Genomic DNA, 14107 nt, shown 5'->3' on the forward strand with positions numbered 1-14107 from the left:
TCTCGGGTCGGGCGTGGCCACGTCCCTGTATTTCTAATCCGTCCTCGGTCCACGTCGAGCGGGGTGAGGCCCACCGTTCGCAGCCCAACTGGCCCCTCAGGCGTGCACCACCCCGTGAACGCTTACGTGGCGCCTACTGGCTGACCTTCCTGGGAGAGCCCTTGCTCACACAACTCGGAGGGCTTGAGGCCCTCCAGCAGCGGCTCGAAATGCCAGAGCTGTCCTTCCAGGTGATGGAATCTGAGCGCGTGCTGCTGACCTTGGGCGAGTGGCCTGATGCCATCGATACGGAGACCCAGTCCGTCCCGGTCCAGTACCGGGAGCTGGCGCGAGTTCTCGAACTCTTCCTCTGCGAAGAGGAATCCAGTTGGCCCCCGTTCGATACGGCGATGTGGCACCGCTGGCTTCGCAGGCTGTGCCCGTGACTCCAGCAGGGATGGCCGCGCGAACTTCGACCTGCTGCGTCGTCGAGTGCTTCTCGCTGTCTGAACTTTGGTGTTGGCGGTTTACGTTAAGTGCGGGAGAGCCACGAAACTGGGGCAGGCTCAATGGGTCAATATAACACCAAGGGTCCTGTATAACCCGTGTTGCTATTCCTGGGCTTTACGCCTCTTCGATTTGAGCGAGTGAGTCGTGCATGAAGCCTATAATGGCCCATGCCCTACGAGGGTCTAGTCTGCGGGTGCAGTCAACTGCCTCCAGAGCACGCGGAGCAGCAGGCTTGCCTGTCAACGAAGATGCAAGTTGAGTAACCGTGATTTCCGCAGAACATCTTGCCGGATTGGCTATAATAGCGAAAACCTTAGCGCAAATAGGAGTGTAGGCACCACATGCCCCACCCCAGAAAAAACAACCCAAAGTCGGACACCGTTGCAGAGAGAGCAGCGGTTAAGGCAGGTGGTGCACCTGCCTTGGATAGCATCGACTTTGTAGAAGCGCTCGCAAGAAAGCTGGAAAACAGGAAGTCAGGCAATAAGGCCTTGCTCACCATTCCAATTTGGGGGTGGACTGGTGATGGGAAGACCTGCTCGTTGCTGACGGCTATCCATTTTTGCGATCCAAATCAGCACCCTCTGGGATTCTTTCCTATTACGGATCGCGATGAACTTGTGTCGCTTGAAAATTCCGTTGAGGAGTACAAAGGGCTTAGCTTGGCCGCTACTGCTCAGGCTACTACTGAGAAGTTGAGAGCTTTGGGGGAGTTGTTCATAGACAATAACGAGTGGCCCCCTGGGACTGATGACCCGTCCGCCTATGTGTTGGCTGTGCGAAGTGTCAATTCGACGCTCGGCTATGCGCTGTTTCCAGATATCAAGGGAGGCAGTTTTCGGGAGTTGGATGAAACCGCCCGCGAAGTCCTACGTAATGCCCATGCCGCCATCTTGCTTGTGAATCCTGGATTGTATGTGAGAAATACGACGGATGGGAGGCGGTATAGGAATGAAATACTGGATCGGTTGCAGAAATTTAATGAGTCGCAAACGCCTGTTTGCGTGATGATTACGAAGGCGGATCTTAGTCAAGGGCCAAACGAGGCCACCGATACTACGCACCGACAGTTGTCAATGGCGGTTGATCGGCAGCCACATTTCAATGCCTTGGTGGCTAGGGTGTCGGTTGTTGGGTTAGACAAGAGGCTCGACGACAATAGGCTTCCTCCGGTTGATGAGCGAACGCCAGATGCACTGGTGAAAGCTTGGTTGTGGATTGCGACTCAGGCACTGTGTAGACCAGTTAATTTGAGTCGCGTCGTTCTTCCGCCTGTGAATATGCGTGCGATTGCTGCACGAGTGCCGATTGTTTCCCCTAAAGTTGTGCCCGAACTGCGTCAAGTCGGTGACTACAGTGATTCGCCAGGTGAGGTGTTGTGTGCGTGTGGTGATGATTCGCGTAGTGTTTCTTTTGCGTTTCTTTCGGGTGGTGGGGTGCTTCATGAAACTACGTTGAAGCCTGCAGTCGATGCAGAGCCGGCATTCAAGGAACTGGGGCGACTGGTTGATTGGCCATCTGATGGAGTTAAGGAGATTCAGTCGCACTATCTCAGTGGCGAATTCATGATTGGCCCGAGACAGGAGTGCAATTTTGTATGGCAAGGGGGCAGAGGAGGGCATCTCCCTAAGGTTCCACTGCCATTCGAACTGGCGACATGGGTGCCGGTAAGTCCACAGCGGCTCGTGGGGTTAGACAAGACAGGTCGATTGCATTCGCTTCGTCAACAGGCGGGGAAGTGGATGCAGGACGACTATATTGAGGGATTTATAGGGCAGACCGGTCTGCTTAGAGTGGCGTTTTCAGACGCAGGCTCTCATGTGGTGGCTTTTAATGGCAATGCGGTCGAGGGTATCCTACTCGATGGGAATGGGCGGTTCGGTGCACGGGTGGCCACGGGGCTTGTTTGTGAGTATGACACATATCCTGCGGTGACCAATAGGATGGGGCTTTGTTTGGCTACGACAGAGTCTGCGGAGGCTGTTTTGAGCGGTGTTTCAAGGCAACATCGGTTGGGAGGTGTTGATGGCGAGATGCTGGTGTCGGTTGCATTGGCACCCATGTCAGCTGTCGCTGCGGTTTTTGGTGTTGATAAGAGGTTGTCGGCAGCTGTTGTTGTGGGAATGGAGTTGAAAAAGACAGCCGATGAGTACTCGCCTGAGTTGCATTCTGCACCTGATAGCATGTCGTGGACAAGGAGCGGCGATGCGCTGGTTGCCACCTTTAGTGATGGGACTTGGCGAGTATTTCGGCCTCATGGCTTGACTAGCTAACTGGGGGATCGATGAATCGCGACCCAAGAAACGACCTTCTCTTAGAACTTCCAGCCGGAGAGTGGGCTGATGTGAGGGTTCAGAGTCAGCCCACTGGGATGATGGCCTCTCGCGAATGGGCTATTCTTGCTAAGGCAAGATGGCTTCGCAAGGGAGGGAAGTCTGCGTTTATTAAATTTATAATTCCGGCAGCACGCGGAGCTGGGCCGGACACTGAATGGATCACGGGAAATAGTCGACTCAAACAACTTGAGCAGCGGCTTCTTGCACTTCGTGAGTTGGGTGAGCGGATTCCGCTCGTGCCTCTACTTGAGGTTCGGCTTTCGGAGCGAGGCTTGTTGATCGCGATGGAAGAAATCACCCCACTGCAAGATAAGATCGAGCGAGGGGGGCAGCGCGAGCTGTCTTTGAAGGTCCTTGAATGTCTTGACCCCATGGCAGAGAGGGGCGCAGACTGGTTTCATTTCGACATCTGCCCTAATAATATTGGAGTGCTCCCGTCTGGGCGATGTGTGCTTATTGATGTTGAGAGCCTCTATCTGAGGGAAGATGCCTGTTTTAGTGTGACGGTCCCTGCATGGAAATCGTTCCGGGCACCATCTTTTCTGGCGAATGAGGTGGCTGACGCCCTTGCAGCTAGAGGCCGCCCAGCTTTGCCAGGATTTGATGTTGCGCTGGCGCAAAAGAAGACCTGCTATGAAGTCGCTCTTGCAGCAGCAGAATGCGTGCTTGGTCCGTTGAGGTTGGCTGAGCGGCATCTCAGTGAAAGTGGCCTAGCTCAATGGGTGGCTGATTCTGATGATTCCGACCCAGTCGTCTTGTTCTGGCGACAACAGCTGCATGGCCTGGTGACTGGTGCGCAGACCCCCTCTATTCAGGCTCTTGCTCAGGAAATGCGTCAGGTGCTGTCGTCGAATCGACAAGTTGTCCCGTCGCCGCGTAGTCGGCAGCAGGTAAATTTTCCAAACAATCGACTTGAGGTGCTGCCGCCGACGCAAGAGGTCGTTTCCGCTGTGCTGCCTCAGTCGCAAATGGATGGGTGGGAGGCTGAGTGGAAGCTCATTCAGCCCAGAGCTCGTGCTCTTAGAGCGGGAAGATTAGGCTATGCCGAGGTTGCGGATTATAAGTTAATGCTTGAACAATTGTCGGTTCGATACCCGGACCGAAGGGAGGTCTGGGATGAGTTGCTTCTGCTTTCGATTTCGTATTTGAAAGATCCTGCTGTGGCGGAATGGTTCGTCAAGTCTGCTCTTGAGAGAATCCCTGGTGACTTGGAGTTGGAGCGGCAGAAGACTATTATCCAAAACTGGGCGGCGGAGCGACGCAATGTCAATACATAGTGGCGGGACGGCCAAGATTGCCTCGCTTCAGATTTGGGGGAAGGGATATCGCGTTACCGCGGATTCAGAGGAGTTTCAAAGATACATCCCGCATCAACTCCCTCAAGCTCCATCGCTGGAGGCAGCGGCGAGTGGTCTGTCGTGGGGGAGGGTTCTGGAGTTGCTGTATCCGCTGACAGAACGAGAATTGGCTGGACAGAGATGTCTTTTGGTGGATCCTACAGGGCTCATAGCTTTCTCGTTCTCGCATTCCGAGGATAAGCATCGGCGGCCCAGTCTCGTTGTCACGGCTGCATTTGTTGCCATAAACTGGGAGGAGGATGACGGCCTGGGTGATATTGCGGCGAAGGCGGTTGCTCTTGCTCAGCGACTATCACTTGCGTATGCGGGCGTTTTTAAGGGGAATCCTGAAAATGTTAGCGTCCAATTGCGGCAGGGAGCGTTTTTGCCTTCCAGGTTTTTTGAGTTGATGGAGGAAGAAGCGGATCGAAGTGTTGACTGGCACAGTGTGTTTTCGGCTGTAAAACAGTGGCGTGGAGTTGTTGGGGTTGCGACGACGAAGTTGCTCCCCCTTGGGGCGAACATTGTGTTGGGTACACGCTTTGAGGCCGAGCGTGCGTTGCAGCAGTTTGCTGTTGATGGTTATTTTGATGTTCGGGAGAAGGAAATTCATCCGCTCTCCTCGGGTATTACGAAATGGAAGTCCCCCTCCTCGCGCGAGCCTGTGTCCTTACAGCAGTTGTCGCCGACTGTGACGTCGGTCTCTGATTTGCGCCCTGTGGTTGAGGCTCTTCAGAGTATTAATCGTAGCTTAGATAGGCTGGTTGATGTGGCGACTCAGATTGTTGATGTTTTTCGCGACAAGAGGAAAAAGTAGAGTGTGCGTTTTAGGGTTGCGTGGGTTGGTTCGGAGGTTTGGGCTGCCAAGCGTGGGTGTGGGATGTGTTGATTGCAGTTGAGGCGTGTTGAAATGGCGGTAGGTGTCTCAAGTTTGAGTGGTTCTCATGTCGATTTCGATGATGGGGCTCAGCTCTCTTGCGAGGCGCTGACTGTTTCCACGCCTGGATTAGTCTGCGAAGGAACTGGCGCGGTGCCCAATGCTCCGCCGTGTCAGATCCGCTGGAACCGACCGACGGCCGACGCTCTGAACTGGGGGGGGCCTGCCGGTTTACGCCGATAGGCGTAACCGACCGACGGCGGGCGTCCTGAACCGGGGTGGATGCGCCGGTTCATTCCATCATGCGGCGACCCAATCCGGATGAGTGGACGCAGTTGGTGAAGGAGCTCGAGGCGAGCGAGCTGACGTAAAAGGAATTCGCGGACAGGCACCAGGTCTCGCCCGAGGCCTTTCAGTGCTGGCTGTACAAGAAGTCGAGGGCCACGCCGGTTCGACGGTCCGAGACGGCGGGCAGCCCTCGGGCGGCGTTCCTTCTTGGACTCCCTCCGAAATGCACTCTCACGGCGCGGGAATTGAAGCGCAGCGGCCGACCCATCTCACGCGACATCTCCCTTGATGCTCACCGGTCGATGGGCGAGGGCACCGGCGAGAAGGGTGAGAAGCAGCTCATCATCCGCTGTGACTTCTCCGACTTCGGCAAGCTGCAGGCGGCGATTGAAGCCAAGGGCCTGACGCCCATCTCCGCCGACTCCGAGTACATCGCGGAGAACCTCATCGAGCTGCCCGAGGAGAAGGCCAACGAGGTCCTCGAGCTGGTGGACTCGCTGGAGCAGGACGAAGACGTGCAGCGCGTCTTCCACAACCTGGGCTGAGTGGGTTCGGGGCCCGGGACGGTGTGGGCGCTCCTCGTGAGCGTCCCCGTTGCCGGGCCTTGGCTGTCCCCGCTCACTTCACGTCGTAGACCTTGCGCAGCGGGGCTCCGTCGCGGTGCAGGTCCACCTCCAGCCGGCGGGCGGTCTTCAAGAGAGCGTAGGTCTCCAGCGCCTTCTCCGGCGTGTCGAGCGAGATGCCGTTGACGCGCTGGATGACGTCGCCGTTCTGGAAGCCCAGCTTGTCGTAGAGCGAGCCCTCCCGGATGGAGAAGAGCTTGAAGCCCTGGGACTTGCCATCCTTGAAGGCGGGGACGATGCGCGCCTGCATCGCCGCCTCCGAGTGATTCGCGTGCTTCGCGTGCAAGGAGTCGACGAGCGGATCCTTGCTGGTGATTTCGTAGGCGTTCTCACCCACGCTGCGGATGTCGACGCTGGAGTGGAAGTCGTTGAACGGGCGCCTGGTGAAGTGATGGAACGCGAACGCGGCGGCCACCGCCCCCGCCATGACGAGCAAGCCAGCCACGAACCAGACGGACTTCGGAAAGATGTCGAGCTTCATCATGTCCTGCCTCCTCCCCCTCAGGGGTGAACGGGACAAGAGCAAGCTCGATGCCAGGGCCGTGCGCGTGTCTGGCTTCACTCGGAGACGGCGTCGCGCCTGGGAGGGCCAGCGCCGTCATGCGGGCTCGAGAAGGCCACTCCTGTCACTCGGCGCGGATTCACGGGTGACAGGGTGTCGTGACAGGTTGTCACGCCGCGCGATGGGGACAGCGAACCGTCAGGGGGTGTACGCGAACGCGCCGAAGCCTTGGATGCGCGCGGCCATCGAAATCTGGCGGTCCGTGAGGGTCGTGTTGCACGTCACCGTGGGGGTCTGGTGACACTGGACGATTTCCCCCAGCACTCCCGTGTATTCGACGACGTAGTCATCGGGGTTCGTGGAGTAGCCTGTGGGCGGGCAGTCCTCGGGACCGTGGCAGATGCAGGTGTCGGGGATGGGCCCCTTCCCGCCAATCCGGCACGCCTGGCCGTTGATGCGGTTGATGAGGTTGACCAGGTTCTGCCGCGTCACGTGCATCCGGAAGAAGCGCAGGTCGGAGAACAGGGAGTTCGTCGTCAGCGCGCCCGTGTAGCGCACCGTCGACAGGTCCGTGTTGCAGAGTCCATTCCCCGTGAACCAGGCGCCCGCTGGATAGTCATAGCCGATGTTCCCCCAGCTCGAGGGGCACGGCGGCACGGCGTTGTTCGCATACACGCCCCCCAGCACTCCGATGGGCCTCAGCGTGGGGTGGGACGTGTCTCGCAAGTAGGCGAACATGCTCAGCTGCGCGGCGCCGGAGTTGAAGACATCCGTCGGGCCGGACGGGTTGCTGATGGCATTCCAGGGTGCACTGGCGTGGGCCTGGTTCCAGCCTGTCACCACGGGCACCGCCATGGTGCCCTGGAGGACCAGCTCCGTGGGCACTCGCACCGGGAGTTCACCCACCCACTTCAGCCGATTGAACGCACGGGGTCTGTTCGGCGGGCTCCAGGCGTAGCCATACATGTCATTGAAGCCGCCGCCTTCGACGAAAGTCCGGGGCGAAGTCCACGTGTTGAGCACCATACCCGCGTCGTGGCAGCTGACCTGCGCCGCCGCCGTCCCCAACGAACTCTCCGGCTGCTGCCCCCGCTGCCACGAGGAATAGGGAGCCGGGACGTTCAGCCCCGTGAAGGCCCCCACGTCGTACGAGACGGGGTCCGATGCGTTGATGCCCTGCCACCGCATCAGCATGGACCACGCGTCCTGCCGGACGCCGTTGTTCGGGTCCAGGTACTGGCCCCCCGTGGTGAACAGCGGCGCGACGTTGGTGTGACACGTCGCCGGCGTCAGCGGATGGAACTCTTCCGCAAGCGCGGGGGTGGAGACAAGGACCGCGAGCGCGGCGCGGGCGAACCAAGGCAACTGCATGACCGGGTGCTCCTGACGTGAATCGGCGGAATGCCAGGCACAGCATGCTCCCCGTGCCTGACAGGCCATGGCGTCCGACAAGACGCCACGGCATCGCGCCGTCAGGGATTGCCCAGCCGTGTTGTGAATGCCGGGGCCCATGTTGGCCCCGAGACTCGAAGGGAAGACGGCCGCGAGGTCAGCCGCCGTCTTCCCCTCTGCCCGGTGCGGGCGAACTACTTGGTGAAGGTGATGGGGCCGCTGGAGAGCGTGCTGTTGTTCGCTCCGTCGACCGCCCGCACCCGCCACGTGTGGCTGCCCGTGGCCAGGCCCGTCAGCGTCGTCTGCTCGGTCCCGACGCCGTACACCTCGAACTCCCACAGCGAGTACCCGTAGCCCGTGGCGCGCTGGATGCCCCGCATGCGCACGTAGCGACCCACGCCGCTCAGGTTGAGCAAGTCATCCTGCGCGCCGTTGCCGTTGGCCTCGGTGTACACGGCCCTCCACGTCGTTCCGTCCACGGAGGCCTCGATGGCGTACTGCCTTCCAAACGCCGCCTCCCAGTACAGGTTCACCCGCTTGATGGAGTACACCCCGCCCAGGTCCACGGTGATGGACTCCGTGTCGGGATTGGCCACGTCGTTGCGGCTGGACCAGCGCGTGGCGGTGATGTTGCCGTCCACCGCGTCGTTGGGGCTGCCGAACTCCGAGGACGTCGCGGAGACGTTCTTCCCCAGCGCCAGGTTCGTCGTCGGGCCCACGTAGGCCTTCGGCGTGACATCCGGCGTACGGTCCGCGCCGTCCACCACGAGCACGTACCTGGACACGCCCGCGCCCACGTCCGTCGTCTGCTCCCAGATGAACGTCGTGGACGCTCCCGGCACCGCCGCGCCCGCCGCGGGCACCAGTGCCGCGAAGGCCGCCGGAGGCGCCGTGTCATTCAGCGTGAAGGTCGCCGTGGCGGACTGCGTGACACCACCCGCCCAGTTGTAGGCCCTCACGAACCACGTGTGCGCGCCGTTGCCCAGCGCCGCGTTGATGACGGGCGCGGAGTTCGTGCGCGTCGTGGCGACGGGGAAGGGGCTGCCGTCCAGGAACACCTCGTAACGGTGGATGCCCGTCTGCGGGTCGCTGCTCGCCGTCCACGTGAAGTTCGGCCGCGTGGTGATGGTGGAGCCCGGCGCCGGCGTCAGCAACGTGAAGGCCGTGGGCGGCGTCGCGTCCGTCAACCCGAAGCCCTGGATGCCCGCGCCGTACTGGAACAGCGGGTTGCCGTAGATGGGAAGAATCGGCAGGCCCTGGGCAATGCGGGACTTGATGGTCGCCCGCTCGGCGGCGGTGGCGCCCAGGTCGAACGGCAGGTCCCACTGCTCCAACTGGTTGTTCTCCACGTCGGTGCCAATCTGGTCCATGCCTCGCGGCAACTGCCACGGCAGCTTGCCTCGCGGGAACACGTCGCCGAAGAGGATGTCCGCCACGGCCGGGCCTCCCGAGTCTCCAGGCCGGTACGCCGCCAGCAGCGCGTTGGTCTGCGGGACGACGTTGGTGAGGATGTACGGACGCGGCAGGATGAGCACCGTCGTCGTGGGGATGTTGCGCGCGCGGAAGCCGGTGATGAGGCCGTACTGGTTGCCCCACTTGGCATCATGCGCCGGGCCAATCGGGTCTCCCGGCAGGTAGGGCTTCTCCTTGTCCCACTCGGTGCCGTGGGTGAAGTAGCTCTCGCCCACCACGACGATGGCCGCGTTGGGCGTGACTCCCGCCGGAGCGTTGTCCTTGTAGACGGTGATGCCAGCCGCCTCGGCGCGCTGCTTGATGGCCTGGTAGATGGTCAGGTCCCCGAACTCCGTGCCGTGGAAGTCCGAACGCCACGTCACCATGCAGGGGCCCGAATCCGCGCAAGGCCCCGCGATGACGATGCTCGAGCCCGCGCCCAGCCGCAGCGGCAGCGCGCCGTCGTTCTTCAAGAGCGTCAGCGCGTTCTGCGCCGCGCGCCGCGCCAGCGCCTTGTGGTCCGCCGTGTGCCACTCGGACGTGCCCGCGAGGCCCCTGCGATACGGGTCCTCGAAGATGCCCAGGCGGAATTTGAGGTCGAGAATCCGGCGCACGGAGTCGTTGATGCGAGCGATGGGCACCGCCGTCTCGAAGTCGCCCATCTGCGCGGGGTTCGCCCCGCCCATGACGTCCGAGCCCGCCGTCGCCGAGCGAGTCCACGCACCCGACGGCAGCCAGTCCGAACAGATGACGCCCTGGTAGCCGAGATTCACGCGCAGGTAGTTGAGGATGCCCACGCTGTCACCGGCGCCGTAGCCCTCCGGGCCCAACAGCCAGCTCCCCGCGTAGCCGGGCATGATGCCGCTGGTGCCCGCCTCCAGCGCCGCGTGCCACGGACGCATGTGGTAGTGGATGGTGGTGCCGTCATAGGTGATGCCGGCCTCGCCGCCCGCGCCCTGGCCGGGCCAGTGCTTGGTGGTGACCCAGATGGAGTGCGGGTTCACCTCGGGGCCGCCCTGCAGGCCCGCGATGAGCGCGCGGGTGAGGCCCGCCGACAGGTCCGCGTCCTCGCCGTTGCCCTCCTGGATTCGCGGATAGAGGACCTTGGTGCCCACCTCCGCCAGCGGCGACAGGGTGCCTCGGCTGCCCACCGCGAGCTGCTCGCGGCGCTGCATGTCACCCAGCTCGTAGACGGTGTCCAAGTCGCGAGAGGCGGCCAGCGCCGGCTGCGTGGGCCAGCTCGTCTTGTAGCCGTGGATGGAGTCACCCGCGTCGACGTTGGGGATTCCCAGCCGCGTGCCCGCGGAGGCGCGCTGGAAGCTGACGATGTCCTCCGGGCTCAGGGGGCCCATGGTGAAGCCCGCCTCGGGGAACGTCTTGGCCTCGTAGAACATCTGGAGCGCCTTCTCGCGCGTCGTCATGCGAGCCATCAGGTCGTTGACGCGGGTGGCGATGGGGTTGTGCCAGTCCTCGTACGGGTCGATGACGCCGTTCTTGTTCAAGTCGCGCATGCCGTTGATGAGCGCGACGCCGTCCGCCGCCGTCTCGACTACCGGCAGGTACACGCTGAACTGGCGCAGGTCCGAGCGACTGGTGGCGCCGCTGCCCTGCGTGGCCACGACGTACCACTTGTACGTCCAGCGGTCCGGCAGGTCCTGCGTCAGGGTGAAGGACGTGCCCGTCGTCGTGGTCATCAGCGTGTAGCGGTCCAGCAGGCTGCCGGCGGCCATCCAGTCGTAGTCGACGCGGCTGATGTTCAGATACAGCTTGTAGTTGGCCGCGCCCGCGACGGCGGCCCACTGGAACGTGGGACGGCGGGTGTTCGTCACCATGGCGTTGTTGGCCGGAGCCACGACGGCGAACGCACCGGCGATGGCGGGAGGCGCGGGCGCCTGGTACGGGTCCGGGATGATGGTGCGGTCTCTGCCGTCCGGAGGCCCGCCCGTGGTGAAGATTTCGACCTTCCACTCGGCGCCCTGCACCGCGAGCGAGGTGACGCTCTGGCCGCGCAGCACCGTGCCGCTGGACGTCGTCACCGCCAGCCGGATGTCCGTGTTGGGCGCGGTGGGCGAGAACTGGTTCTTGGAGAGGGTAATCGTCGTGTTGGGCGCGAAGGTCAGGTTGTAGGTGAAGGGCCCGGGCGGGTTGCGCACCGACGGCGTGGTGTTGCCTTCCTCGGGCGTGGGCGTGACGCTGATGGGCGCGGGCGAGACATTGATTTTCGCGTACGCCAGCTCCGGGAACATCAGCTTGATGGTCTGGTTTGTCGTCTGCGGCGGCGGCTCCTGCGGTCCTTCACCGGGCGCGTACACCTCGAAGTCCCAGAGGGAGATTCCGTAGCCCGTGCCTCGGGTGATGCTCCGGATGCGCACGTAGCGAGCGGAGCCGGACACGGTGACTTCGCGTCGGCCCGGCGCGCCGTCGGTGACGTTCGTCGCGAGCGGAGACCAGGTGGAGTCATTCGTCGAGCCTTCAATCGCGTAGCTCGACGGATAGGCGCCTTCCCAGTTCAGCACCACCTTGCCGAGCGTCTTGGCCGAGCCCAGGTCCACGCGAATCCACTGGCCATCCAGCGGGTCCGAGGACCAGCGCGTCGTCGTGTTGCCGTCCACCGCGTAGCCCGGCGTGAGGTGGGCCGCGTTGCCCTCCACGGTGGAGGCCGTGGCGGGACGGTTCTTGGCCAGGTCGCCGGTGGCGGTCGTGCCGCTGTAGACGGCGAACTCCCACAGCGAATAGCCGTAGTCCACCGCGCCGCGCACCGTGCCGAGGATGCGGATGTAGCGACCGGTGCCAGATACCGTCAGGTCATCCACCCCGCCGTCACCGTCGGTGATGGTGCGGATGTCCGTCCAGGTCGCCGCGTCGGGTGACGTCTGGATTTTGTAGCCGATGGCGTACGCCGTCTCCCACGTGAGCACCACGCGACTGATGGTGGTGCTCGCGCCCAGGTCGACGTAGATCCACTCGTTCGCGGTGAAGAGGCTGCCCCACCGGGTGCCTCCATCTCCATCCACCGCGTAGTTGCCCGTGATGCCCTCCTGCGAGGAGGACGTCACTGTCGGCCGGTTGAGGGCGATGTTTCCGGCCTGGGCGTTCGCGTCCGAGCCGAACGCCATCACACCCACTGCTACTGCCACCGAGCACGCCCGCGTCAGGAGACTCCTGACACGGTGCGTGGCCTGCACAAGAGGGGTTGGTAATCGCATGGGGACGAAAAGCGGGCCGCTGGAGAAAGTAGGGGAGGGGGTGAGCCAGCGCATACCGAGACGGTGCTGCGTCCGAGCGGTCCTTTCCTTTCAAGTCACGATTCTATTTCTTCGGACGGCAAAGAAAGTCAAACCAAGGACCGATAACGCGGCAAGTCGTGGAAAGCGTGCGGGCGGTGCCTCGGGCGCCGTGTTGAAGTTTCATCAGGTTACGCGGGTGCCGCGTTGCGTTGTCGACATGGGGTGCTTCGAGCTGGGGCACGCGCGTGTCGTCGGATGCCTTCGCGTCGGTGAGCTCGCTGTCGCGGCGAGGGCTGCATCATCGGCATGGCAGCGCCATCGTGCAGCCCGGGCCGGCGCGTGCGCGCAGGAGATGCCGAGTCAGGATGCAGCGCCGCAGCGCCGCAGCTCACTCCTCAGCGAGCCAAAATCACTGCTCATCCGACCGAAGCGCGCCCGCCAAGAAATTCGCTGAACGAGTCAGCAATCTTGGGGCAGTAGACAGGGTCCGGGAACGCTTCATTGTAGCTGCCCCTGAGCGGATACCGGCCCTCGTGCTGCTCGCTCACGTCGAGCAGGAGGTTGTTCGCGTAGCACTGCTGATGGATGTCCGGCAGCTCCTGGTGCAAGTCGCGCTGGAGCGGGATGATGTTGTTCCAGTCAGCAGTGCGTCAGCCCAAAATGGCTTCCGGCTCGCACGATGGTGCCCTGGAAATTCATCTTCACGTCAGCCAGCCACATGCGGCCTTGAAGCGTGTGTCCGCGCTGTCCGGACGTGGTGACTGACCAGGAGGCACGCGAAGTGCCTCCCGGTGCTCTACGTCACGGCCCCGTGGCTCAGGCGCTGACGCCCACGCCGATGGGGCAGCTCACGCCGGTGCCACCCAGACCGCAGTACCCGCCGGGGTTCTTCTCCAGGTACTGCTGATGGTAGTCCTCGGCGAAGTAGTACTCGGGCGCCGGGATGATTTCGGTGGTGATGGTGTCCAGCCCCTTCGCGGTGAGCGCCTTCTGGTATGCGTCGCGGCTGGCCTCGGCGGTGCGCTTCTGGGCCTCGCTGGTGGTGTAGATGCCGGAGCGGTACTGCGTGCCCTCGTCATTGCCCTGGCGCATGCCCTGCGTCGGATTGTGGCTCTCCCAGAAGACGCGCAGCAGTTGCTCGTAGCTGAGCTTCTTCGGGTCGAACACCACGCGGACCACCTCGTTGTGGCCCGTCATCCCGCTGCACACCTCGCGGTACGTGGGGTTGGGCGTCAGGCCTCCCGCATAGCCCACGGACGTGCTGTAGACGCCGGGCGTCTGCCAGAACTTGCGCTCGGCGCCCCAGAAGCAGCCCAGGCCGAAGATGGCGACCTCGTGGCCCTCCGGAACAGGCCCCTTCAGCGGGGTGCCCAGCACCTCGTGCTTGGTGGGAACGGACATCTCCTCCGTACGGCCCGGCAGTGCCTCCGCCGGGGACGGCATCCGCTGCTTCTTGGTGGAGTTGAAGAACATGCCCCTAGGAATAGCCTCCCGCCCGTCTGGTTTCACCCCTAGAAGGAGCAGGCGGCCAAACAGGCGGTGTTGGGGCCACAGGCCCTCCGCCAGGGTAGGACCGCCTGCCCC

The 14107-nt window shown here is 62.5% G+C and carries 9 protein-coding genes and 1 pseudogene; 5 read left to right on the forward strand and 5 right to left on the reverse strand.

Annotated features, from left to right (window positions below):
- The first annotated feature begins 29 nt into the window (after nucleotides 1-29).
- The 5 genes and pseudogenes from G4D83_RS46595 to G4D83_RS38400 all read left to right on the forward strand — a co-directional run.
- The gene (locus G4D83_RS46595; RefSeq protein ID WP_275902417.1) at nucleotides 30-425 is read left to right on the forward strand and encodes a type VI immunity family protein; all 396 of its coding nucleotides are present in this window, start codon (nucleotides 30-32) and stop codon (nucleotides 423-425) included.
- Nucleotides 426-830: 405 nt separating this feature from the next.
- The gene (locus tag G4D83_RS38385) at nucleotides 831-2762 is read left to right on the forward strand and encodes a P-loop NTPase family protein (RefSeq protein WP_163869892.1); all 1932 of its coding nucleotides are present in this window, start codon (nucleotides 831-833) and stop codon (nucleotides 2760-2762) included.
- A gap of 98 nt (nucleotides 2763-2860) precedes the next feature.
- Nucleotides 2861-4102 (forward strand): hypothetical protein, encoded by a 1242-nt coding sequence (locus tag G4D83_RS38390; RefSeq protein WP_205522820.1) that lies wholly within the window; start codon nucleotides 2861-2863, stop codon nucleotides 4100-4102.
- Nucleotides 4089-4979 carry a hypothetical protein gene (locus G4D83_RS38395; RefSeq protein ID WP_163869894.1) on the forward strand — a complete coding sequence of 297 codons (891 nt, stop codon included), beginning with the start codon at nucleotides 4089-4091 and terminating at the stop codon, nucleotides 4977-4979. Before G4D83_RS38390 ends, G4D83_RS38395 begins: the two co-directional genes overlap by 14 nt.
- A 644-nt stretch (nucleotides 4980-5623) precedes the next feature.
- A pseudogene (locus G4D83_RS38400) lies at nucleotides 5624-5872 on the forward strand (YebC/PmpR family DNA-binding transcriptional regulator); the annotation flags it as partial.
- Between the two features lie 73 nt (nucleotides 5873-5945).
- Here the strand turns inward: G4D83_RS38400 and G4D83_RS38405 are convergent.
- The 5 genes from G4D83_RS38405 to msrA form a co-directional block, all read right to left on the reverse strand.
- Nucleotides 5946-6434, reverse strand: a complete 489-nt coding sequence (locus G4D83_RS38405; protein ID WP_163869895.1) for a hypothetical protein — start codon at nucleotides 6432-6434, stop codon at nucleotides 5946-5948.
- Between the two features lie 216 nt (nucleotides 6435-6650).
- Nucleotides 6651-7823, reverse strand: a complete 1173-nt coding sequence (locus tag G4D83_RS38410; RefSeq protein ID WP_163869896.1) for a hypothetical protein — start codon at nucleotides 7821-7823, stop codon at nucleotides 6651-6653.
- Nucleotides 7824-8038: 215 nt separating this feature from the next.
- Complete coding sequence (locus G4D83_RS38415) at nucleotides 8039-12502, reverse strand: galactose-binding domain-containing protein (protein ID WP_205522821.1); 4464 nt, start codon at nucleotides 12500-12502, stop codon at nucleotides 8039-8041.
- 437 nt (nucleotides 12503-12939) lie between these two features.
- Nucleotides 12940-13131 carry a hypothetical protein gene (locus G4D83_RS38420; protein WP_205522822.1) on the reverse strand — a complete coding sequence of 64 codons (192 nt, stop codon included), beginning with the start codon at nucleotides 13129-13131 and terminating at the stop codon, nucleotides 12940-12942.
- Nucleotides 13132-13339: 208 nt separating this feature from the next.
- Entirely contained in the window at nucleotides 13340-13996 is a 657-nt protein-coding gene (msrA, locus tag G4D83_RS38425; RefSeq protein ID WP_163869898.1) for a peptide-methionine (S)-S-oxide reductase MsrA, read from the reverse strand.
- Between the last annotated feature and the right edge of the window lie 111 nt (nucleotides 13997-14107).

Source organism: Myxococcus eversor, from assembly GCF_010894455.1.
GTDB classification, from domain to species: Bacteria; Myxococcota; Myxococcia; order Myxococcales; family Myxococcaceae; genus Myxococcus; species Myxococcus eversor.

Bases quoted from the DNA above. Each gene is read 5' to 3' on its own strand.
- G4D83_RS38385 (WP_163869892.1), top strand. From the start codon at position 831: ATGCCCCACCCCAGAAAAAACAACCCAAAGTCGGACACCGTTGCAGAG.
- G4D83_RS38390 (WP_205522820.1), top strand. From the start codon at position 2,861: ATGATGGCCTCTCGCGAATGGGCTATTCTTGCTAAGGCAAGATGGCTT.
- G4D83_RS38395 (WP_163869894.1), top strand. From the start codon at position 4,089: ATGTCAATACATAGTGGCGGGACGGCCAAGATTGCCTCGCTTCAGATT.
- G4D83_RS38405 (WP_163869895.1), bottom strand. From the start codon at position 6,434: ATGATGAAGCTCGACATCTTTCCGAAGTCCGTCTGGTTCGTGGCTGGC.
- G4D83_RS38410 (WP_163869896.1), bottom strand. From the start codon at position 7,823: ATGCAGTTGCCTTGGTTCGCCCGCGCCGCGCTCGCGGTCCTTGTCTCC.
- G4D83_RS38415 (WP_205522821.1), bottom strand. From the start codon at position 12,502: ATGCGATTACCAACCCCTCTTGTGCAGGCCACGCACCGTGTCAGGAGT.
- msrA (WP_163869898.1), bottom strand. From the start codon at position 13,996: ATGTTCTTCAACTCCACCAAGAAGCAGCGGATGCCGTCCCCGGCGGAG.